We start from the raw sequence: 21,637 nt of genomic DNA, 5'->3' as shown, positions 1-21,637 counted from the left end.
CAACATGTCTGAGAAAAAGCGCGCGGGCGCATTCGACCTGCGCAACGTCATCGCCGCACTCCTCGGCCTCTACGGCCTCATCTTGCTCGGCTGCTATTTCTTCCTTGACCCAGGCATTAACCCAGATACCGGGCAGGCCAAAAACGTCAGCGATAACCTATGGGCAAGCCTTGCTTTGCTGGCCGTGGCCGCCGCCTTTGTGCTGTGGGCACGCCTGAAGCCCATCACCATCCCAGGAGAAGACTAATGGTTGAGATTACCTCCGCCACGCTTGCCGACGGCCGCGAAATCCTCTACTTCGACGACCAACCCCACCCTGATCGCGTGCTCGTTGATTCCCGCGATATCCCTACCGTCGCCCCTGCTTCTGAGATGCGCCGGGATCCCCTGACAGGAGACTGGGTGGCCTTTGCCGCCCACCGTATGAACCGAACCTTCCTGCCACCGGCCAATGAGAACCCGCTAGCGCCCACGCGCGAAGGCCAGCTGCCCACGGAGATCCCCAGCCCTAGCTATGACGTGGTGGTCTTTGAAAACCGCTTCCCGTCTTTTGCTACCGCGGCCGACATCGAGCACCCCGAGGAGGATAACCTGCTTGGCATGGTGCCGCGCCTTCCTGCGCGCGCCCGCTGTGAGGTGGTCTGTTTTACCGAGGATCCCGCCCTTTCTTTTAAGGATTTGCCCGAATCCCGCATTCGCACCGTTATTGAGGCTTGGGCTCACCGCACCGCCGCGTTGTCCCAGATTGACGGTGTGCAGCAGGTTTTCCCCTTCGAAAACCGTGGTGAAGAAATCGGCGTGACCCTCCAGCACCCGCACGGCCAGATTTATTCCTATCCATTCCTCTCGCCGCGCCTGCGCTCCATCGTGGATTCCGCCCGAGCCTACGACGGTGACCTTTTTCAGGATCTCCTCGATCGTGAGCGCGCCGCCGGCACCCGCATCATTGCTGAGACCGAGCACTTCACCGTCTTCGTCCCCGCCGCCGCCAAATGGCCGTTGGAAGCTATGGTCTTGCCCAATGAACACATCCCTGACTTCGCCGCGCTTAGCGACGCCCAACGTGCCGACCTCGCGCCCTTGCTTAAGAAGCTGTACTCCGCGGTGGATCGCTTCTTTGATGGCGTGGACAAGACCCCCTATATCGCCGGCTGGACCCAGGCACCGGTGGACAAGGCACTGCGCCCAGGCATCCGCATGCACCTGCAGCTCTTTTCGCTTATGCGATCGCCCGGCCGCATGAAGTACCTCGCCGGCTCCGAGTCTTCGCAGGCGGTGTGGATTAATGACACCACCCCGGAGCGCATTGCCGCCCGGTTCAAGGAGATCTGGGATGCTTAACTGGATTGAGACCCGTACCGATGAGGAGCTCGCTGCCGCTGCGCGCGCCCTCTTCGCCTCTGCCTTCCCGGATTCGCCCGAGCCCGCCGGCGTGTGGGCCGCTCCCGGCCGCGTGAACCTCATCGGCGAGCATATCGATTACGCTGGCGGCGCCTCCATTCCTTTTGCGCTGGAGCAAAATACCGCCGTTGCTGTCGCGCCTCGCAGCGATGGGCTTATCCGCATAGCTTCCGAGTTCGACGGCTCCATCGCCCATGCAGAGCTTCCGCTTGCCGATGTTCGTCCGGGCCACCCCGCCGATTGGTCCGGCTACGTTGCTGGCACCGTGTGGGCCGCTACCGCGGCGGGCACGCTGTCATGCACGGGCCTTGATATCACTATTGTCTCCGACGTCCCCGTCGGCTCTGGCCTGTCTAGCTCTGCCGCCCTCGAGTGCTCCACGGCCGTGGCCGCGTATGAGCTCGCGCACGGGCATTCTCCCGATGACGCTGCCCGCAGCCAGCTGGCGCAAGCCTGCATTCGCGCCGAAAACGAGGTGGTCGGCGCCTCTACCGGTGGATTGGACCAAAACGCCAGTCTCTTTGGCCAGCGCGGCAAGGCCCTCTTTTTGGACTTTTCCACTGGCGCCGTCGAGCGCGTGCCTTTCAATATCGAGGCCCAAGACATGGTGCTGCTCATCGCGGACACCAATGCCCCGCACACGCTTTCCGACGGCCAATACGCCTCCCGCCGCGGCATCATCGACGCCGTCCAATCTGCCGCCGGTTGCTCCATCCGCGAGATCTCGAATGCCGTGGACTTTGCCGCCACCGTCAATCCCGCCGAGGCGGAACTCTATCGCCGCCGCGTGCACCACGTGGTGGAAGAAACCAACCGGACCCTAGATGCCGCTACCGCGCTGGCATCTTCCGATCTAGATACATTCCGGCGTCTTATGCGCGAGAGCCACATCTCTCTGCGCGACCTTTATGAGGTCACCACTCCGGAGCTCGACTCCGCTTTTACCGCGGCCGGCGAGCTGGGCGCTCGCATGACCGGTGGTGGTTTCGGCGGCGCGGTTATCGCGCTCATCCCGCACTCCTCCGTCGAGTCCACCGCCCAAGCCATTTATGATGCTGCGGTTTCGCGCGGCTTTCCGGAACCTACCTTCTTGGTTGCGCGTCCGGGTGAAGGCGCCAGGCGCTTGGTCTGACTCCGCGGCCCGGCTCGGCTTAGCCGCGACCCTCCCAGCGCGCCTCTTGTCGTTGGGTCCATACTGATCAGGCTGATCTGAAGGCCGGGCCGCCTCAGATCGGCCTTAATTCCCTCAATTCGGCTTGATCAGATCAGCCCCAAAGCCCTAAGCGTTCGGGTCACAACGCCAAGAGAGCTTTCTGGATCCCCTCGCGCAGAGTCTCGCGAGACTGCTTCATCGGATGCGCAATCGCGCGCAACCCCATGTACGCAATCTGGTCGGCCGCCCGATTCAGCGGATCACCCGCATGCCCAAGTACACGGCGAATGTCGACCTCGCATTGGCCTTGGATATCGCCCCAAGCTTGCTGGAATCGGGACCGCGCACCCGAAGACACCCCTCGCCACGTGCGCCCCGGCCGCGATGCTTTAGAGCCGCGCTTATGCACAATCTGCTCGACCGCCTCCAAAGCGGCTACGGAATCGGACTCAATAACCGCCTTGCGCGCACCCACCTTGAGCAGGTATTTCAGCGCGAGCGTCAGTGCTTCGAGCTCGAGCTCATCCGTGCTCGCCTTGGTTTCTCGAGTTCGTAACCGGTAGTCGCCGTTGCCCGCAACGAAGCACATCGACCCCTTGAATACGGTATCCGAGGAAGCGTCGGTGGCTATGCGAACCACGTCGCCCTTGGACCATGAGGAGGCGCGCGAGAAGTTCGGCCACCAGTGTGCTTTCGGCGTCTCTACCTGTGTCGCTTGCTTCTTTTTCGGTGCCTCACCCATCTTGCGCGCCTTCCGTGCAGTAAGGCCGGCTTGTTTTCGGCGCACGGAGCTCGCGCTCTTCGAAGCCCTATTTTCTTCCGCAAAGCTTCCCGTCACCGTGAAACCGTCTGCCGTGAGTGCCGCTCGCAACGCATTCTGCCTGCGACCAGTGACAATCCACACCCGTCCGTCGAGTCCCTTGAGTGCGCGTTTGACCTCCCGTACGGCGATATCGACGATATCGCCCTTCTTAGTCTGGCCGCGGCGCACAAAACGCGTCTGCTTAGTATTGACCGCGATGACCCAGCCTTCGATGGTGCCGTTGGGGGCGGAATCCCAACGCTCGTCCCAGAGCGCGACCGCAACATGGATTGGTGCCGAGACCATGTCCGAGGTGATCTTGCGGGTACCGTAGGTGCGCGATTGCGTACCGGTAAGTTCTGAGAGCTCGATGGGTTCCATTATCTCTAGTAAAGCACGGTTAACCGCGCTGCTGAATTATCCCCGCACACCACCGCATTGAACTACTTCCCCTTAGGTCGAATGTGATCGAGCCGATCTGAGCACAACCCGCCCTCAACTCAGCCTCAACGCTCTCAATTCGGCCCGATTACCTTGGACCTAAAGTTCCGCCTCTCACTGAAGGTTCTCGGAAGTTCACCTTCCTGAGCCCCATAACGCGTGCTCCGCCCCTCCAGCAGTGAAGATGAAACCATGATTACAGATCACTTCATCAACCTTCGTTACGCCGGAGCCGAAAGTCCGCACCACTTAGCCCTCCAGTGCGGTGAGCTCACCCAGATAGCGCCCTGGGTCGCCGTTCCCACGGCCACCTGGAGGCAATGGGTGCGCCATAAACAACAATTCGCCAAAGTAGTCGCTGCCGGGTGGAGCACCCACCGCGCCGTCCTCATCAGTAAATCGGCCGCGCGGCTGTGGGGAATGTGGGTAATTTCCAGGAAAGGGGAGGAGGTGGAGTTAGCGGTGCCTTCGGGAAGCGTTCCCCCACGCAGGCTCACCGCGAAGGGCTATCGGTACCGCCGGGTAAAGTCCCTCCAGGAATCCACGGTGACGGTAGCAGGTGTGCGCACCACGCATCCCGCCCGCACCTGCCTCGAAATCGCCCGGCTACACGGCTTCCCAGATGGCCTGGTAGCTACCGATTCTGCTCTCAGGCAACACGGCGTCACCACCTATGACTTGCGCGAAGAACTGGCAAGAATGCAGCGCACTAGGGGACAAGCAGCCATGCGTAAGGTTATCGAGCACGCGTATGGCGGATCGGAATCGCCCTATGAGTCCTATCTGCGAGCCCTCATTATCGAGCGTTTCCCGCAGGTGAAAATTGAGCCGCAGAAACCGCTGCTCGGGAAGTATCGGGCGGATCTCTGTCTCGATGGCTGGCTGGTGGTCGAGGTCGATGGCGATGCCAAATATGACGGTACCTACGGCAAGGAGCCCGTCCACGTGGTCAAGCAGCAGATAAAAAGGCAGCGAGCGCTAGAAAACCGCGGATACGTGGTGCTGCGCTTTGGTTCCAGCGAGGTGAAAGCGCCGGACGAGGCATTGCGGATAATTGCTAGCCACTTGGGAAAACGCGGCAGGAAAGTAGCCTAGATCACCCCCGCGCCACCCCACAAAGCATAAAAGTTGTTGAACAAAAGGCATAGCAACCCTTAAGATGATGCGCATCACAAATTTAATGCGACCTGCATCACGAAAGGTAAAATCTAGTGAGTGCTGAGACATCACACGCCACTCCGGCGCGGGCGGAGGACAAGACCCCGCCAAAGGGCCTCGGCGCCATGGCCGGTGCCATGTTCCTCATGGCCACCTCCGCCATCGGTCCGGGATTTTTGACCCAGACCTCGGTCTTTACCGTGCAGATGGGGGCTTCTTTCGCGTTTGCGATTATGCTGTCCATCCTCGTTGACATTGCCATCCAGCTCAATGTGTGGCGAGTGCTGTGTGTAAGCGGCATGCGCGCAAATACCTTGGGTAATACCGTTCTCCCCGGCCTGGGCTGGGTCCTCGCCGTATTCGTTTTTATCGGCGGCGCGGTCTTCAATATTGGCAATATCGCCGGTTCGGGCCTCGGTATCAACGCGATGCTGGGCATCGATGCGCGCATCGGCGGCGTCATCGCCGCAGCTATCGCCGTCTTTATCTTCCTCTCCCGCAAAGCCGGCATGGCACTTGACCGCCTTGTTGCCGTCCTCGGTGCGGTCATGATCCTGCTCATGCTCTACGTCGCGGTGGTCAGCCAACCACCGGTGGGCGAGGCACTAAAGAATACCGTCGCGCCAGGCGAGATTGACTTCTTCGTCATTACCACCATCATCGGTGGCACCGTGGGCGGCTATATCACTTTTGCCGGCGCGCACCGACTCATTGATTCTGGCCACACCGGCGTGGAAAACGTCAAGAACATTACCTATACCTCGGTCAGCGGCATCGTGGTAACCGGCATCATGCGCATGCTCCTCTTCTTGGCGGTGCTCGGCGTGGTAGCCACTGGGGTGGCGCTTTCCGATGACAACACCGCGGCCGATGCGTTCTACCATGCCGCTGGCGAGTTCGGCCTGCGTGCCTTCGGCGTAGTCCTCTTCGCTGCCGGTTTGTCCTCCGTTATCGGTGCGGCCTATACCTCGGTGTCCTTTGTGACCTCCCAGGAGACCTCGACGCGCACCCGTAATATCCTCACCATAGTCTTCATTGTGGTGTGCACGGTGGTCTTCGTGGCCATTAACTCCGCTCCGCAGAAGCTGCTCATCTTCGCTGGTGCCATCAACGGCCTTATCCTGCCCATTGGCTTTGCCCTCGTGATGTGGGTGGCCTGGCGCCGCCGCGACCTTTTGCATGGTTATAAGTACCCCAAGTGGCTTCTGGTCATTGGCGCCTTGGCGTGGGTACTGACCATCTTTATTGGTTTCAAGGCCTTTTCCGGCATCACCGAACTATGGGCTTAATGCGGACCCCGGAGCAGGTGCGCGAGTATGCGCGCACCCATGAAATGGCCACCACCGCTGGCCATGCCCGTGGCTTTATGCAGGCTAATCTGCTGGCGGTGCCGCAGGAATACGCCTTCGATTTCTTGCTTTTTGCCCAGCGCAACCCCAAGCCGTGCCCAATTGTGGGCGTGCTAGAGGCGGGGCAGTACACCTCCGAGCTACTTCCAGGTGGAGATATCCGCACCGATATCCCCGCCTACCGCGTCTTTGAAAACGGTGAGCACAGTGCCACGCTTGGCGACGCCACCTCGTACTACACCCCAGACATGGTCAGCTTCCTTATCGGCTGCTCCTTTACCTTTGAAACTGCCCTGCAGGATAACGGCATAGAGGTCGCGCACATTGCCCAGCAGCGCAATGTGCCGATGTTCAAGACCTCGATTCCTACCACCCCGGCCGGGGTCTTTTCCGGTCCCATGGTGGTGTCCATGCGGCCTATCCCGGCCGCACAAGTCTCCGATGCCGTGCGCATTACCTCCCGCTACCCCTCGGTTCATGGCGCCCCAGTGCACGTAGGTGACCCAGCGGCCATCGGCATTGCGGATCTCTCGTGTCCAGACTTTGGCGAGCCGGTAGAAGTACCAGACGGCTGCCTACCGGTCTTTTGGGCCTGTGGTGTCACCCCACAAGCCATCGTGATGGAATCCAAGCCGCGCCTGGCTATCACGCACGCGCCGGGGCAAATGTTAGTGACAAATGCCCGCGATCAAGATTTTCTCATTCCTTAATCCTCGAGCACGGCGAGGATCTTGCCGCACGTATTCATGAGGCTGTCATGCGTAAGCGTGGCAGCCTCATCCCGTTTTCCATCTGCGATGAGCGTGGCCAAGGTGATATTTCCTTGAATATGGTCCGCATGTAGTTGCGGGTAGCGCGGGATGGCCAAGAGGAAGGTAAGCCGCATGCGGGCGAGTAGATTATCCATCTGCTCATTCAGGGTGGGGGAGCCTAGCGCGGCCACCAGCGTGCGGTGGAAGCGCTGATTGATGGCGGAGACTTCCTGGTGCTCGCCGCGCGCCGCGTAGTCGAAGGCAGAGGAAGTGAGGGTGACGAGTGAGGGGGCGTCGGCAAAAGCGCCCCAACGCACCGCCGCCGGTTCGATGGCTGCGCGGGCGGCGAAGAGATCACGGATATAGTCTGCATCTGGCATTGCGAGGAAGACACCCCGGTTGGGGATGCGCTCGACAATGCGCTCCGCGGCGAGCCTCGTGAAGGACTCACGCAGGGTATTGCGCGAGCAGTTGAAGCGTTCGGCTGCCTTGACCTCGCTGAGGCGCTCGCCGGGCTGGAATTCGCCTGCGGAAATGGCTTCGCGCAACGCGGAGGCGACAGACTGGGAAAGCATGCTCACAACTGTACTAAAAAGTTGTGCACCTCACATTGAATATGAGGTGTACAACCCCTACACGAGCATTAATCGATGGTCGCAATAACCTTCGAGGAATCCAGACGGTCTCCCTCAGCAGCCAAGAGCTTGATGGTGCCGCCGCGCGGCGCCTTAATAGCAGATTCCATCTTCATGGCCTCTACGGTGGCGATGGCATCGCCTTCGGCTACGGTATCGCCGTCCGCGACGTTCCACGCCACAAGGTTGGCCTCGAATGGGGAGGTGACTGCGTTGTCATCGGTGGACTGCGCACCAGCCGAAGATGGTGCCGTGGATGCAGAGCCGCCGGCCGAGGCGGCGCCCGGTGCGGCAAGGAAATCTACTGGAACGCCAACGTTGACCAGCTTGCCATCGATCTCCACGGCAACATTGCGACGCTGGGTGTAGATGGCTTCGACCTTTTCCACCTGGTTGGCGGCAGATGGGCGGTAGTTGTGGTCAACCCAGTCAGTAAAGACACCAATCTCGGAAGCCCCCGCGGCAGCGGCATCCTCTGCCGGAGCAGCGGTACCGATGAGCGCGGGCTCATCCATCATGTCGCGGTGGAACGGCAGCACGGTGCGCACGCCGGTGACGGTGAATTCGCGCAGGGCAAAGCGGGCGCGGGCCAAGGCGATCTCGCGGGTCGGGCCCCATACCACCAGCTTGGCAATCAGCGAATCATAGTAGGGCGGGATGATGGAGCCAGAGCGTACCGCGGAATCAACGCGGATGCCCGGGCCGGTCGGCGGCTCGAAGGAGACAATGGTGCCAGGGCACGGAGCGAAGCCATTGAGGATGTCTTCGGCGTTGATGCGGAACTCAAAAGCATGGCCGTGGGATTGTGGATCCTCATCGAAGGACAGCGGCTCGCCGGCCGCGATGCGGAATTGCTCAGCGATGATATCGGTACCGGTGACCGCCTCGGTAACGGGGTGCTCGACCTGCACACGGGTATTGACCTCGAGGAAGGATATGGTGCCGTCTTCGGAGACGATGTACTCGACAGTGCCGGCACCGACATAGCCCACCTTGGCGCAAATGGAGCGGGCGCCTTCGATGATGCCGTTGCGTTGGGCGTCGGAAAGCGCGGGTGCTGGGGCTTCCTCAATGAGTTTTTGGAAGCGGCGCTGGGTGGAGCAATCGCGGGTGCCGAGCACGCGCACATTGCCGTGCGTATCGGCCAGCACCTGGGCCTCGACGTGGCGCGGGTGGGTGAGGAACTTCTCTACGTAGCACTCCGCGCGGCCGAAAGCCTCCATGGCCTCGCGGCCAGCGGAGTTGAACGCGCCCTCGATTTCTTCCATATTGTCTACGACCTTCAAGCCGCGTCCGCCGCCGCCATAAGCGGCCTTGATGGCAATGGGCAGACCGTGCTCTTCGGCAAAGGTGCGGGCTTCTTGCCAATCATCGATGGGATCAGAAGTACCAGGTGCCAGTGGTGCGCCAACCTCTTCGGCCACGCGGCGGGCAGCAATCTTGTCACCGAGTAACTCAATATGCTCGGGCGAAGGGCCAATCCAAATCATTCCGGCTTCAGTCACCGTGCGGGCAAAGTCGGCGTTTTCGGACAAAAAGCCATAGCCTGGGTGAATAGCATCTGCACCGGCACGCACCGCGATATCAAGCAGCGCGGGTACGTTCATGTAGGTATCGGCAGCCGTATTGCCCGGCAGCGCATAAGCTTCATCTGCTACCTGGGTATGCAAAGCACCCGCATCTGCTTCGGAGTAAATGGCGATGGACTTAATGCCTAGGTCGCGGGCGACGCGGGCGATACGCACGGCAATTTCGCCGCGGTTAGCAATGAGGACGGTTTTAATCTGCATTTTTATCTCCAGTGTTCAAGGCTTGAGGTGCTACGAGTTCAAAATTCACGCGTGCGCCGGGCGGCAGCTGCGCGGCAATATCAATATCTTCTTCCAAAACGGTGGCGATGACGGGGTAGCCACCGGTCACAGCGTGATCGCGCAGGAAGACTACGGGTTTGCCATTGGGCGGGATTTGGATGGATCCGGCGACCATGCCCTCGGACGGAAGTTCGCCGTCTTTAACGCGCTCAATCGGCTCATCGCCATCGAGGCGCAGGCCCACGCGGTTGGAATCTGAGGTGACGGTCCATTCAGCATCCAGGAAGGCGGAGACATTATCGCCAAACCAGTCATCGCGGGGACCGAGCACGCAGCGCAAGGTAGCGCGGGTCTTGCCATCGGAGCTTTCGCGTACTCGTAGTGGGTTGGAAAGCTGGGCATCGGTCATGCCGGTAGAACGCGGCAGCACACCGATGACATCGCCGGTGGTGACGGGGTCTGGGCCGAGGCCCGACAGGACGTCGGTGGCTGCGGAGCCAAGCTCGGATTCGGCGATGATGCCGCCGCGAATAGCGACGTAGTTGCGCATGCCTACCGTTGCGGGATCCACCGTGACGGTTTGCCCGGCCGTGACCAGGACAGGACGGGCGAGGTGAACCGGCATCTCACCAAGGCGGACACGGGCGGTCGCACCGGTGACGCAAATGACGGTATCGGTGAGCGCGTGGAGCTTAATGCCGCCAATATTTTCCAGCACGGTTGCTCCGCGCGGGTTGCCCACGGCCACATTGGCGGTCGCGGCGGCGGCGCGGTCCGCAGCACCCGATGGGGTCACGCCGAGGTCGCCCACGCCTGGGCGCCCCAAGTCTTGGTAGAGAGTGAGTAGGCCGGCATCGATTACCTCCATGCGCGGCAGGCGGGCAGGAGCGCGTTTAGAGCGCGCAGAGTGATCGACGAGCTCCGGTAGCTTATCCACGCTGCGGTAGCGCACGCGGTCGCCCGGCTGCACCAAGGCTGGCGGGTTGGCATTGGAATCCCACATCGGCGTATTGGTGGTGCCCAGCAGCTGCCAGCCACCTGGGGAGACGCGTGGGTAAACCGCGGAAAACTCGCCTGCAATGCCTACGGCACCGGCCGGTACTGCGGTACGGGGGCTGGAGCGGCGCGGCACGGCGCGGGCCAAGGACGGATCCGAAGGCGCGCAGTACGTAAACCCTGGGGCAAAGCCACCGAAGGCGGCAGTCCACTCGGTGGAGGTATGCCAGTTGATGAGTGCCTCGCGCGAGAGGCCAAGTAGGTCTGCAGCCTCATCGACATCTTTTCCGTCATAGAGCACATCGATTTCTACCGTGCGCGCCTCTGTGGTCGCGGCTGTGGCAGGGGAAAAGTGTTGCAAAAATTCCGCCGCATCGCGCGCCGAATCGGGTGCCTCAAAGGTCAGCAGCAGGGTAGTGGCGGCCGCAATGCAGTCCACCTGATTCTTCAAAGGCTTGGCAGACAGCGCAGCGTGCCAGTCCATGACTTGGTTTAATCCCTCCAAGTCAATGAGCAATGCGCGAGTGCCCACAAAATTAATGTGCATTAGATGAAGCTCCGAATCTCGATACCCTCAGCCCGCAAGCGCTCCACTACGCCGCGTAGCAGCTTCACCGCGCCGGGGGAATCACCGTGGGTACATACGGATTGCGCATCTACCTCGAGCTTCGTGCCATCCACGGCGGTAATCGAACCGGTTTGTGCTACCTCGAGCACTCGCTGTACCACCTCATCGGCGCTATCCAGCACCGCATTGGATTCCTTGCGTGAGACGAGCGTGCCATCGGGGTTGTAATTGCGGTCCGCAAAAGCCTCTCGGATGACGGTGAGCCCGCTCTGCTTGGCGACGTCCACTGCTACGCCCCCAGGCAGCAACATTACCGGCAAGTCATCAAAGGCCTTGATGCCCTTGATGACGCCCTCTGCCTGTGCCTTATCCTTCACGATCGCGTTATACATCGCACCGTGTGGCTTTACGTAGGAGACCTTGGTGCCATTGGCGCGAGCCAAAGCATCAAGTGCACCGATTTGATAAGTCACCTCATCGGCGAGTTCGTTCGGGTTGTAATCAATAAAGCGGCGACCGAAGCCTGCGGCGTCGTTATAACCCACGTGCGCGCCTACGGTCACGCCGGCCTCTGCGGCTGCCTTCAGTGTGCCAGCAATAGAGTGTGGGTCACCCGCATGGAACCCGGTGGCCACGTTTGCTGAGGAGACCATCTCCAGCATCGCCGCGTCATCTGCGACCGGGTTGCCTGCAGTGGTCTCTCCCAAATCCGCATTGAGATCGATATGGAGCGCGGACATTCAACACCGTCCTTAAGATTGTTGAACAATTCGAATGGGTTTAAGTGTAACCCTCGACACTGACATTTGTGAAGCTGATTACGTTTGCACTACCCGCGTGTACACCCCCACCCGTATACGGGAAACCGCCCCGTCTCGGAGAAGGGATCCGAGACGGGGCGGCATAGCTCGCTAGAGTCCAAGAGTTCCTAGGCCCTAGCTTTATAAATCTTTAGCGTCCGTAGTTCTGGACGGCGTAGAGCTTGCCTTCAGAGTTGATGGCAACGCCAACGCCGATGGTCTTGGCGCGTGGGTCCAGCATGATCTTGCGGTGGCCTGGGGACTCGTACCAGAGCTTTACTAGCAGCGCATCGGAGTAGTCGCTCCATGCCTGCAGCACGTTCTCACCGCCGGCCGGGATATTGGCTGGGTAGTAGTTCCAGTGCTGCGGGCGGTGGCTGAGCTTATCGGCGCGAACCAGCTGATTGGCCCAATCCTGGGCTAGGCCATTGAGCGCACCGTTGGCGCGAACCGGGCGCAAGCCGTGTGCCTTGCGGTGGTCGTTGGTGTAGTTGATGATGTTCTGGACGCGGCTGGAAGCTGGAGCGACCGGTTTTGCAGCGGCACCCGGAGCAACGGGAAGATTGGCGGAAGGTACCGGAAGGTTCACGCCACCGAAGCTACTCAAGGAGCTCGATGCCTCTGCAGGAGCTACGCCAACGCCGAGGGCGACGGCTGCTGCAAGTGCAGGAGCGACGAACTTCTTGGCGCAGAAGTGAACTTTGGGGGTAAACATAAGCGGTGCCTTTCTGCTGGAACCTAGCGGGTATCACAAGGGTGGAAATCGCGGGGTGTTCACGGCGAATTTCCGTTCCTCTTCACTTAAAATTTAATCAATTACCACGGGGTAAAAGCCAACTGACCAGCAATTATTAGGATTCCTAAAGATGATTTCCCGGAAAACTAATTACTTCTTAGTTATTTCTCGATTTGAGCTAGGAAACCCCTAAATTCCCTCAGTGACGGCGTTGAACGCCTCGCCCCACGGGGGTAATTTCCAATCCATATCTCAGGTTCCCGGAGAAATGAGGTTGATTTAAGGTATATGGGTCTAGTTTTAAGCCAGCCACCGGCGAAACTGGCCAGTTTCTTGCTAGAGCCTATGAAGAACCTTGTGGTTTCTGGTTGTCATAAGATTTATGAGATTCCACCATGTCGGCACATAGTCTCGCCGGAGCCTTTTAGGCGCATTGCCCCGTCCGTGGGGGCAGCAGAATCGCGGTATCTTCGCGCTGTTTAGGCATAAAAGAGCGCTCAGCGGAGAAATGCTGAGCGCTCGCAAAAGTAAGGCTTTTTAAGCCTGGCTGGTCGCGGCCGCCTTGTTAGTAGAGGGGGCGGGCGAAAGGGCCGAGGAAATGATGTCGGCGGCTTCCTTCCGGTTCCGTGCTCCGTGGAGTTGGGCGCGGAAGTCTTCCTTCATGATGTTGCGTGCGAGCTTGGATAATAGCTTGAGATGCTGCTTTCCGGCATCGTCGGGAACGGCGATAAGGAAGGCGAGGGTGGTTGGGTCCTCGCCCTCGGCCCACGTGACACCTTGGGGTAGGCGGGCGAAGGCAAGGGTGGGTACCTTTACCCCGGCAGACCGCGCGTGAGGAATGGCTACGCCGTGTCCCACACCGGTGGAACGGGTAGATTCGCGCTGCAATGCGGCGCTAGCGACCGCTTCCGCATCGGACATTCGCGGAGAGGTGAGCTTCACTAGGGAACGAATGACCTCTTCGCTGGAAGAGCCCAAGTCCTTATCCAGACTGATCGTGTCCACGGCTACCAGCGGTTTATCCTTGCGCTGCGTCAACCCCACTAGCAGAAGGATAAGGCCCGCGCAGACCGCGATGCCGGCGAGCATGGCGATAAAGAAACCTACGACATTGTCTACGGCGCCGAGCACCGCGACGATTGGCCCGCCGTGCATTACGTGGTCTTGCGCGCCAAATGCTCCGGCAAGTGCACCGGCTACGGCACCACCAGCAACATTGGCGGGAATAACCTGCAATGGGCGTGCGGCAGCGAGCGGAATAGCGCCCTCAGTAATGCCGAAGAATCCCATGAACAATGCCGCGATGCCGGCATCATTTTCCGCTTTGTTAAACCAGCGGCGACGCAGAAGCGTCGCTACGCCCACGGCAAGAGGTGGCACAGCAATGGCGCAGGCCGCCATGCCCATCGGCGCCGCGTTGCCAGCCGCGATCATGCCGCCGCCAAAGAGGAAGGCTGTCTTATTGAAGGGACCACCCATGTCGAAGGCAATCATGGCGCCAAGGATGAGGCCCAACACGATGACGGAGGATCCCTGCATGCCGGCGAGGTACTCAGTCATTGTTTCGAACGCAGCCGAGACCGGTGCGCCAATGAGCAAGATAAAGATAAGCCCCACGATGAGGGTGGTGAAAATCGGGATGACAATGATGGGCCAGATCGGTGCAATGAATTTGTGCACTGGAATCTTCTTAATGGCCAGGGCCACATAACCCGACAAGATACCGGTGACAATGCCGCCCAAGAAGCCGGCACCCGTTTCAGACCCATATAGTGATCCGGTGGTGGCGATGAGGCCAGTGATTAGGCCAGGCGCAAGGCCCGGTCGGTCCGCGATGCCCACAGCGATGTAACCGGAGAGAACTGGAACCATCAGTGAAAACGCCAGAGAGCCGAGTTCATTGACCGTGTTCCAGAAGCTATCTTCTGGAATCGCCATGCCCTCAGGCGTTGGGGTGCCACCGATAGAGAGGGCTACCGCAATGAGCAAACCGCCGGTAACCACGAACGGGATCATGTGCGAGACGCCGTTCATCAGCGCTTTGTACAAGGTCTGGCCAATACTCTTTTTGCGGGGCGCTTCTTCTTCCTTGTTGTCTGCGGAGCCTTCCCAGCGCGCAGCACTTAAGGACCTGCTTAATAGTTCCTTTGGGTGTTTGATGGCCTCGTCCACGCCGGTGGCCTCGAGGCGTTTGCCATGGAAGCGGTCTTTGGAAATTACAGTATCGGCACCAATGACAATGGCATCGGCGTCTTCGATATCTTGCTTGCTAAAGGTTCCTTCGACGCCGATAGAACCGTGAGTTTCAATCTTGATGCGGTAGCCCAGTTCTTGGGCTGCGGCCTCAAGGTTCTCGGCCGCCATATAGGTATGCGCGATGCCCGTCGGACACGCCGTGATGGCGAGGATGAGGGGCGATGATTCTGAAGTGCTCATGAGTCTTATTAAACGGCAAACGTTTGCGTTGGCACAATGGGGGATTGTCATCTAATGCGCCGGTACGCTGGAAGCACCCGACCGCAGAAAAGGACGCCACGCCGTGAGTAAAGCATCGCCGGATAATATCTTGCTCTACCTGCCGCAAAAGCAGGAAGACCAAGTACGCGAAATCTTTGCCGGCCTTGCCCAGCGCGGCTTTCCCGTCCAACATCAACGCCCGCACATTACTGTGACCTTTTCACCGCACATGCAGCCAGAGGTCGTGGATTTAGCGGCGCAGCTGCTGCCGCCTGTCATACCGGCAGATTTCCGGCGGGTAGGAAACGTCATTTTCGGCACCAAGCGCAAGCAGACGGTGGCTTGGCTACTAGAAACGACCGACGAGCTAGAAATTGCCGCGCGAAAAATCAGTGCCGCCAATCCGGACGGCCGCGGGCCGCGGTGGACCCCGCATCTGACCATGGGATTGCGCCTGCCGCGCGAGGAGGTTCCTGGCTATATCCACGCAATGGATGAGCTCACCTCAGCGCATTTCAAGGAGCTTAGCGCTGTAGAAGCCGCCTATTGGCGGCCGCGCACGCAGGAAAAGACAGTACTGGCCGAGGCCTAGAGCAGGGCTTGTAGAGCACGGGCAACGCGCAGCACGGTCAGGTCCTCGCCCGGCTTGCCGACGACCTGCACCGCATCACCCACGCCTTTTTCCTCTTCGCCGCGCAGCGGCACCGTAATCGCCGGCCATCCAAGCACATTGAAAGGCTCGGTCCAGCGTCGCAGGCTCGCGGCCGATTCCGCGGTATTCTCCGGGGTGATATCGGACCACTTGAGGGGGCCGGAATCGAGGGTAGGGGTAAGAATAATGGGGGCATCGCCAAGCAGGGCAAGAGCCTTTTCGCGCAGCTCTTTCACGCCCTGTGCGGCCGCGTCATAATCTTCTTGGCTGATATTTTCTCCGCCCAGCACTCGCTGCAAAATGACATCCTGGTACCTTTCGCGCTGGTCCAGCAACGGCCGGTGGACATCATAGACCTCTTTCAAGCGCATCGGCTCGTAGAGCTCGGCCGTGGCGGCGATGGTGTCTTCCAAGTCCACTCCCTCGGCGAGCTTAAAGTCCGAGTGCTCTAGCGCCGCCAAAAGATCTGCGAAGCGCTCTCCCTTGGCCTTGAGTGCCGTGACATCAAGAGCAGAAACATCCTGCGCCGCGGCCGGTTTCTCATCTGCGGTAGCAATAAAGGCCTGCTCAATGAGGTCAATTGAGCTGGCAAAGAATCCAATGCAATCAAAGCTCGGGGCGAAGGGGAAGACACCTTCTACTGGAATGAGCCCGAAGGTGGGTTTGAACCCCAGCACGCCCTGGCAAGCAGCAGGCACTCGCACCGAGCCGGCGCTATCAGAGCCCACCGTAAGCTGCAGCGCGCCGCAAGCCACCAAAGCGGCAGAACCAGAGCTCGAACCACCGCCGCAGATTTCGGGATCGCGTGGGTTGATAACGCGACCGTAGGCCGAGGCATCGCCCAAAATGCCATAGGAAAACTCCTGCAGGTTCGCCTTCGCTACCGGCAGCGCACCCTTCGCCGTCAAACGCTGCACCACTGGTGCATCCTTAACCGGTGCGCGCCCAACTTTGACCTTGGTGCCGCAGGTAGTAGCTACGCATGCCACATCCACGATGTCCTTGAACGCCACCGGTTGCCCCATGAGCGTGGGTGATTCATCCACCGCGTGCTCATCAAACGGGATGACGGTAATCACCGCGTTAAAATCCTGCTGGGCTCGGTGCAGGCGATCAGAAAGTGTAGCCATAACGGAAGCTAAGTCCTTTCAACGTCGGCGTCCTCTGCTGTTTACTATGTATTAGAAGAATGCAGATGTTACTACCGTACATCAGGAATCGGTGAACAATCTCCCGTTTCTAGGCAAAGCACCGCTTGCATGGTGTTACCCAGCAAAAATCCCCAGTGCATCCCATACCAGCCAGCCTCCTTCGCGGAGGGTGAAGACGAGCTGGTTCTCTCCTTCCTTCAGGGTATCTTCGGCGAGAGCAAACTCGATTGCTGCCGGTCGCAGCGGGGTCGGTTCCCCGCTGGCATCGCCTTGGCGCGAACCTTGCGTTGCGCCTTGCGGGAGCTCTATTTGTTTATGAAAGTCATTAATCGTGACGTCGAGAACACCGCCGAGCTTGGTGGTATCAATGAGCCACAGTGCCAGTGCCGCCTTTGAGGCAGGCTTATCCAATTTCACCGTCCACTTCAGCGTGTAGGATTTGCTGCCGGCCCATTTATCGCCGGGACCGGGGAGGAGATAAGGGACGTCGGCAGGCGTAGCATCCGGTCCAACGGTGATCGTCTGGTCTGGGTGCGCAGTGACGATCTTCTTGTAGTCCTTTGGCGAGTACTGGAACTCTGTGCCTTTTCGATCAAAGGAACCAATCGTGGCTAGCGCTTGGCCAGCAGTAACCGAAGGCAGGGAGGTAGACGTTGCCTTGCCAGAAGGAGCGGACTCGGTACCGGAAGCATCTACTACCTTGACGTAGTAGGACCACTTTTCACCGGCGACGTCGCGCCGGGAGTGGTGGAAAAAGGGGAAGATGGTCTTGCCCAACAGCACGTCTACACCATTGGGATCGGTGCCGATGACACGGTAGTGATCCAAGACGACGTCCCAGGAAACAGGCTCCCAAGTGACGTAATTTTCCATGAGCTGCGGTTCTGCCTGAATGTTAGCTACGGCCGGTGGAGCAGCACTCGCGGTAGGAGCTGGGGTAGAGGACCCTTGGTCAGAGGAATGTTTGCGGGAAGAACCGTGGCGAGAGGAAGAAGAGGAAAGCGAGCTAAAAAGTCCCATGATGAATTGTCCTTTCGGGGTTTAGAGGGAGCGCAGCGTGTGCTCGCCGGCATTGGTACGGAAGGAGAAAGCAGTCTCGCGCGGGGCGGTATCATCGCGCTCAATCCAGGGCACGACGACGAATTCGGAATCGAGGTGCTCGCGGGTAGCGTGCACTTTGATGTAGCCACGGCGCTTATCCATGGCCTTCACATATGGCTTTTCCAACCACTCGGTGCTCTTGGAACCGGCAAAGCCATCGCCATCGGAAGCAATGGAGGTGGCGACCAATTCCACGCCGACGGGCTGGCCCGATTCGGATTGAATCTCGGCAGCGCAGTGTTGGTGAATATCGCCGGTAAAGACAACGGGATCGCTTACCTTAGATAGGGACTCGATAAGGCGGCGGCGCGCTGTTGGGAAGCCGTCCCATTGGTCGGTGCTATCGGCGATTGGTACGACGACCACGCTATTGACCACCACGTTCCACTGTGCCGGGGAGGTGGCGAGCTTATCGTTGAGCCACTGCTCCTGTTCCGCGCCCAAGATGCTGGCATCCTCCGCGGATTCCTCGCGGTATTGGCGGGTATCGACCAGGTTGAAACGCATTAGCGTGCCCACGTCGAAGGAATCATAAATGCGGTTATTGGGGCCTTCGGGAAGCGCGGGCGGGGCGACCGGAAGATTCTCATAAAAGGCACGGTAGGCAGCTGCGCGCTGGTAGAGGAAGTGCTCGGCCTTGGTGCCAATCTCGGACCAATTGCCGGCGTAGTTGTTTTCAACCTCGTGGTCATCCCACACAATCGCCATCGCAGCGCGCGCATGCGCGGCCTGCAGGTGCTCATCAGATTTGAAGAGCGAGTAGCGCAGGCGATATTGCTCCAGAGTCTCCACCTTTGCCTTGAAAACATCGGGCACGCTTGCGCCCTGGCGCCACAAATTATTGCCTTCCACAATGCCGTATTCGTAGATATAGTCGCCCACGAAAATGGTCATATCCAGATCCGGCTCCTGCGCAATATGCTTCCACGGGGTGAAATAGCCGTGATACCACGCCTGACACGAAGCCACTGTGAAGGTGAAATCATCCACCTTCGCGCCGGGTGCGGGCAGAGTTTTAAACCGACCTACTGGGCTTACCTTGCCATCCACGCGGAAGCGATAAAAATACTCAGTTGCCGGCTCCAGTCCAGTGACCTGCGGATGTACCGAGTGTGCCAGCTCGCGTTGGGCTAAGGCCTCGCCCTGCTTGACGACGTCCCCAAACCCCTCATCCTTCGCAACTTCCCAACCCACGCGGACATCGCCGCCGGTCATGCCGCCGTGACCATCCTCAGCCAGCGGTTCCGGGGCCAAGCGGGTCCACAGGATCATGGAATCATGCCGCGGCATACCCGCCGCTACGCCCAAGCCAAAAAGCTCCGAATCCTGCGGCAGATCCCCACCTCGTGACGATCCCCATGAGCTTAGGCTCGACTGCGCACCCGCCTTTGCTGGTGCATTAATACCCGCAGCCACCGCCGCGGCCGACACACCTGCAATCTGCAGGAAGTTACGACGATTAAAAGAAGAACGACTATTTGAATAAGGCATACAAAGCTCCACAAAAGGTTTAAAAGGAACTTTTTCAGCCTAAGCAGCCGCGGTGAATCGCTGGTTAAATCAGCATGAAATCTATGGACTCCAAGGATCGTTCTCGAGGCAGTATTCAGCCGAATGTTCTGCCTGGCAGTTAAACCACCACTTCTGGTTTTCAGCGCGCATCTGCTCAACCTCAGCGGAACGTGTCATATAAGCCGGGATGCTGGGATCATAATCCGAATCTGAGCCGCCAGTACCGTTGCCTACCGGGGACGAGCACTGAGACGGATCGGAGACGTAGTGATCTGTTTGCGGGCACCGGTAGGGGTATTTTGCCATTTGCTCGTCGTGGAGGTTTTGGCATTCTTGCGCCCAGCGGATAGTTCCATCGCTGTACCAACCGTTGGTAGTCCAGCTACCGCCGCCGTAGACGCACTCGGTCAGGGTGGGTTCTGAGGTGGATTCGGTGGTGTTCGCTAGGGGAGCGTCGGCAAGCGAAGGCTCAGCTTCCGCTGTCGGTTGCGGCTCCGAAGAGGACGGCTCGGGCGCAGAGCTTGTGGAACTAGAGCTGATAGTTGAACTATTGGCCGTGCTGGAGGAACTAGTTGCGGTTGCTCCTGCCGGCTGCGAATCCGGAGAGGAACAAGAAGCCAAAGAAAGCATCACCGTTATGAGAGCGACGAAGTAGGAGAGAGTTTTCATAATCTATGGATAGTAGACAATGAGAAAATATCTGGAGCGCAGGATTCATCAACTACATTGAAAGCCATGACTTCCACCACCTCTGAGCCCCCAAAGCTCCAGCCCAGCTCCTATATCCCGTTGATGTTCGCACTGCTTACTGCGGTGTTTGCGTTCCAGCTCAATGCGTCGATGCTCTCGCCAGCCTTGGCGACGATGGAAGACGAGTTGGGAGCTACCACCGCACAGATCGGCCTGACGCAAACGGCATTCTTTACGGCCGCGGCACTGTTCTCACTATTCCTGCCGCGCTGGGGTGACCTCATCGGGCGCAGGAAGGTCCTCGTTGGCATGATGGCGGTAGCTGCGCTGGGGTGCGTGGTATCAGCCATTGCGCCGAACGTCGCCGTGCTGCTTATTGGCCGCATTATTCAAGGCGTGGCAGGTCCTACGGTCCCACTGTGCTTGATTATGCTGCGCCAGCAAGTGCTCAATGAACAGCAGTACGCCCTGTTGCTGGGCATTGTGACCTCGGTAAACGGTGGTATTGCCGGCGTGGATGCGCTGGCCGGCGGCTGGCTGGCAGGCAACTTCGGCTACCGCTCGGTCTTTTGGACCATGGCAGTTCTGTGCGTCATTGCAGTAGTAGCGGTGCAGGTATTTACCAAGGAGTCCACGGCCACTGAAACCCCGCGCATGGATTGGGCAGGAGTTCTACCTCTGGCGGTGGCGCTGGGTTGCGTTCTCACTGCGTTCAACGAAGCCGGCAAGCTTGCTGAGGCCAATTGGTTCCTCGTCATCATCCTTCTCCTCATCGGTGCCGCCGGCTTCTGGGCCTTCTGGAATGTGGAGAAGAAGGTCGCCGATCCGCTCGTACCGGTGGCCTACCTCAAACAACGCCGCACGTGGGCACTGCTTTCTACCACGCTGCTCACCATGACCGGTGTCTTTGCCGTGATGAATGGCCTTATCCCTAACCTTGGCCAGGATGCAGATGCCGGCGCCGGAATTTCTGCCAGCGCCATTTCTTGGGTCACGCTCACCCCATACGCCCTCGCCGGCTTGGTCTTCGGCCCGATTGCCGGCTGGATGGCCTCCAAGTTGGGCTATAAATACGTCTTGCAAACCGGCCTCATCGGTACCGTCGTCGGCCTGATTATTTCTATCTTCGTGGTTGGTGCCCCGAACGCGTGGACCCTGCTTCTCGTCTCTATTTTCTTGGGCGTGACCTACGCGGGCATTGCCAATATCATGCTCAATGGCTTAGGAATTGTGCTCTCGCCGGCCGATAACCAGGGCTACCTGCCCGGCATGAACGCCGGCGCCTTCAACCTAGGCGCGGGCTTGTCCTTTGCAGTGCTGTTCGCGGTTTCCGGGTCTTTCGAGCATGGTTACCGCGCGGGCATGATTGCCGGCGTCATCATTCTGCTTGCAGCCCTAGCTTTGTCCTTCCGCATTCCGCGACCGGAGTCCATCGATGACACCGTGGCGGCCGTCAACGCCCGAAAGTAGGC

19 protein-coding genes are annotated in these 21,637 nt (G+C 59.4%); 8 read left to right on the top strand and 11 right to left on the bottom strand.

From position 1 onward, the window contains the following. The first annotated feature begins 4 nt into the window (after window positions 1-4). From I6I12_RS10020 to galK, 3 genes are read left to right on the top strand one after another with little or no spacing between them, the layout of a single operon-like run. Window positions 5-247, top strand: coding sequence for a hypothetical protein (locus I6I12_RS10020; RefSeq protein ID WP_023020723.1), 243 nt, complete (start codon window positions 5-7; stop codon window positions 245-247). Further along, the gene (gene galT / locus I6I12_RS10015) at window positions 247-1,341 is read left to right on the top strand and encodes a galactose-1-phosphate uridylyltransferase (RefSeq protein ID WP_200288140.1); all 1,095 of its coding nucleotides are present in this window, start codon (window positions 247-249) and stop codon (window positions 1,339-1,341) included. Before I6I12_RS10020 ends, galT begins: the two co-directional genes overlap by 1 nt. Then, window positions 1,334-2,533, top strand: a complete 1,200-nt coding sequence (galK, locus tag I6I12_RS10010; protein WP_023020725.1) for a galactokinase — start codon at window positions 1,334-1,336, stop codon at window positions 2,531-2,533. Before galT ends, galK begins: the two co-directional genes overlap by 8 nt. A 160-nt stretch (window positions 2,534-2,693) precedes the next feature. Here the strand turns inward: galK and I6I12_RS10005 are convergent, their stop codons facing one another. Further along, window positions 2,694-3,737: an RNase H family protein gene (locus I6I12_RS10005; RefSeq protein WP_200288139.1), complete on the bottom strand. Its 1,044-nt coding sequence runs from the start codon at window positions 3,735-3,737 to the stop codon at window positions 2,694-2,696. 252 nt (window positions 3,738-3,989) lie between these two features. Between I6I12_RS10005 and I6I12_RS10000 the strand changes: the two genes are divergently transcribed. The 3 genes from I6I12_RS10000 (at window position 3,990) to I6I12_RS09990 (ending at window position 7,014) form a co-directional block, all read left to right on the top strand. After that, window positions 3,990-4,892, top strand: a complete 903-nt coding sequence (locus I6I12_RS10000; protein ID WP_200288137.1) for an endonuclease domain-containing protein — start codon at window positions 3,990-3,992, stop codon at window positions 4,890-4,892. 188 nt (window positions 4,893-5,080) lie between these two features. Then, window positions 5,081-6,244: an NRAMP family divalent metal transporter gene (locus I6I12_RS09995; RefSeq protein ID WP_034656254.1), complete on the top strand. Its 1,164-nt coding sequence runs from the start codon at window positions 5,081-5,083 to the stop codon at window positions 6,242-6,244. A gap of 44 nt (window positions 6,245-6,288) precedes the next feature. Continuing rightward, window positions 6,289-7,014, top strand: coding sequence for a putative hydro-lyase (locus I6I12_RS09990; protein WP_432417962.1), 726 nt, complete (start codon window positions 6,289-6,291; stop codon window positions 7,012-7,014). On the opposite strand, the gene I6I12_RS09985 is transcribed toward I6I12_RS09990, so the two are convergent. The 6 genes from I6I12_RS09985 to I6I12_RS09960 all read right to left on the bottom strand — a co-directional run bounded on the left by I6I12_RS09985 (window position 7,011) and on the right by I6I12_RS09960 (window position 15,038). Next, window positions 7,011-7,631, bottom strand: a complete 621-nt coding sequence (locus tag I6I12_RS09985) for a GntR family transcriptional regulator (RefSeq protein WP_200288135.1) — start codon at window positions 7,629-7,631, stop codon at window positions 7,011-7,013. The two genes, I6I12_RS09990 and I6I12_RS09985, sit on opposite strands and share 4 nt — an antisense overlap. Window positions 7,632-7,699: 68 nt before the next feature. Next, window positions 7,700-9,481, bottom strand: a complete 1,782-nt coding sequence (locus tag I6I12_RS09980) for an acetyl/propionyl/methylcrotonyl-CoA carboxylase subunit alpha (protein WP_023020731.1) — start codon at window positions 9,479-9,481, stop codon at window positions 7,700-7,702. After that, window positions 9,471-11,045, bottom strand: coding sequence for a 5-oxoprolinase subunit B/C family protein (locus tag I6I12_RS09975; protein ID WP_200288133.1), 1,575 nt, complete (start codon window positions 11,043-11,045; stop codon window positions 9,471-9,473). The genes I6I12_RS09980 and I6I12_RS09975 overlap by 11 nt, the downstream gene beginning before the upstream one ends. Beyond that, the gene (locus I6I12_RS09970) at window positions 11,045-11,806 is read right to left on the bottom strand and encodes a LamB/YcsF family protein (protein WP_200288132.1); all 762 of its coding nucleotides are present in this window, start codon (window positions 11,804-11,806) and stop codon (window positions 11,045-11,047) included. The genes I6I12_RS09975 and I6I12_RS09970 overlap by 1 nt, the downstream gene beginning before the upstream one ends. Before the next feature lie 211 nt (window positions 11,807-12,017). Further along, window positions 12,018-12,581, bottom strand: coding sequence for a CAP domain-containing protein (locus I6I12_RS09965; protein ID WP_200288131.1), 564 nt, complete (start codon window positions 12,579-12,581; stop codon window positions 12,018-12,020). A 558-nt stretch (window positions 12,582-13,139) separates the two neighbouring features. Then, window positions 13,140-15,038: a fructose-specific PTS transporter subunit EIIC gene (locus I6I12_RS09960; protein ID WP_200288130.1), complete on the bottom strand. Its 1,899-nt coding sequence runs from the start codon at window positions 15,036-15,038 to the stop codon at window positions 13,140-13,142. A gap of 103 nt (window positions 15,039-15,141) precedes the next feature. Here I6I12_RS09960 and I6I12_RS09955 point away from each other — a divergent pair, with 103 nt between their 5' ends. After that, window positions 15,142-15,651 carry a 2'-5' RNA ligase family protein gene (locus I6I12_RS09955; RefSeq protein WP_200288129.1) on the top strand — a complete coding sequence of 170 codons (510 nt, stop codon included), beginning with the start codon at window positions 15,142-15,144 and terminating at the stop codon, window positions 15,649-15,651. Here the strand turns inward: I6I12_RS09955 and I6I12_RS09950 are convergent. The 4 genes from I6I12_RS09950 to I6I12_RS09935 form a co-directional block, all read right to left on the bottom strand. Then, window positions 15,648-16,841: an amidase gene (locus I6I12_RS09950; RefSeq protein ID WP_200288128.1), complete on the bottom strand. Its 1,194-nt coding sequence runs from the start codon at window positions 16,839-16,841 to the stop codon at window positions 15,648-15,650. The genes I6I12_RS09955 and I6I12_RS09950 overlap by 4 nt on opposite strands. A 135-nt stretch (window positions 16,842-16,976) precedes the next feature. After that, window positions 16,977-17,882, bottom strand: a complete 906-nt coding sequence (locus I6I12_RS09945; protein ID WP_200288127.1) for a polysaccharide lyase family protein — start codon at window positions 17,880-17,882, stop codon at window positions 16,977-16,979. A gap of 21 nt (window positions 17,883-17,903) precedes the next feature. After that, complete coding sequence (locus tag I6I12_RS09940) at window positions 17,904-19,454, bottom strand: alkaline phosphatase D family protein (protein ID WP_200288126.1); 1,551 nt, start codon at window positions 19,452-19,454, stop codon at window positions 17,904-17,906. An 81-nt stretch (window positions 19,455-19,535) separates the two neighbouring features. Continuing rightward, window positions 19,536-20,144 carry a hypothetical protein gene (locus tag I6I12_RS09935; protein WP_200288124.1) on the bottom strand — a complete coding sequence of 203 codons (609 nt, stop codon included), beginning with the start codon at window positions 20,142-20,144 and terminating at the stop codon, window positions 19,536-19,538. Window positions 20,145-20,210: 66 nt separating this feature from the next. Here I6I12_RS09935 and uriT point away from each other — a divergent pair, with 66 nt between their 5' ends. Beyond that, window positions 20,211-21,635 (top strand): uridine transporter UriT, encoded by a 1,425-nt coding sequence (gene uriT, locus I6I12_RS09930; RefSeq protein WP_200288122.1) that lies wholly within the window; start codon window positions 20,211-20,213, stop codon window positions 21,633-21,635. The last annotated feature ends 2 nt before the right edge of the window (window positions 21,636-21,637 follow it).

Origin of the sequence: Corynebacterium kefirresidentii (assembly GCF_016599755.1) — a bacterium.
Classification (GTDB): domain Bacteria; phylum Actinomycetota; class Actinomycetes; order Mycobacteriales; family Mycobacteriaceae; genus Corynebacterium; species Corynebacterium kefirresidentii.
The sequence above is the reverse complement of the archived record's forward strand: the minus strand, read 5'-3'. Positions and strand labels throughout refer to the sequence as shown.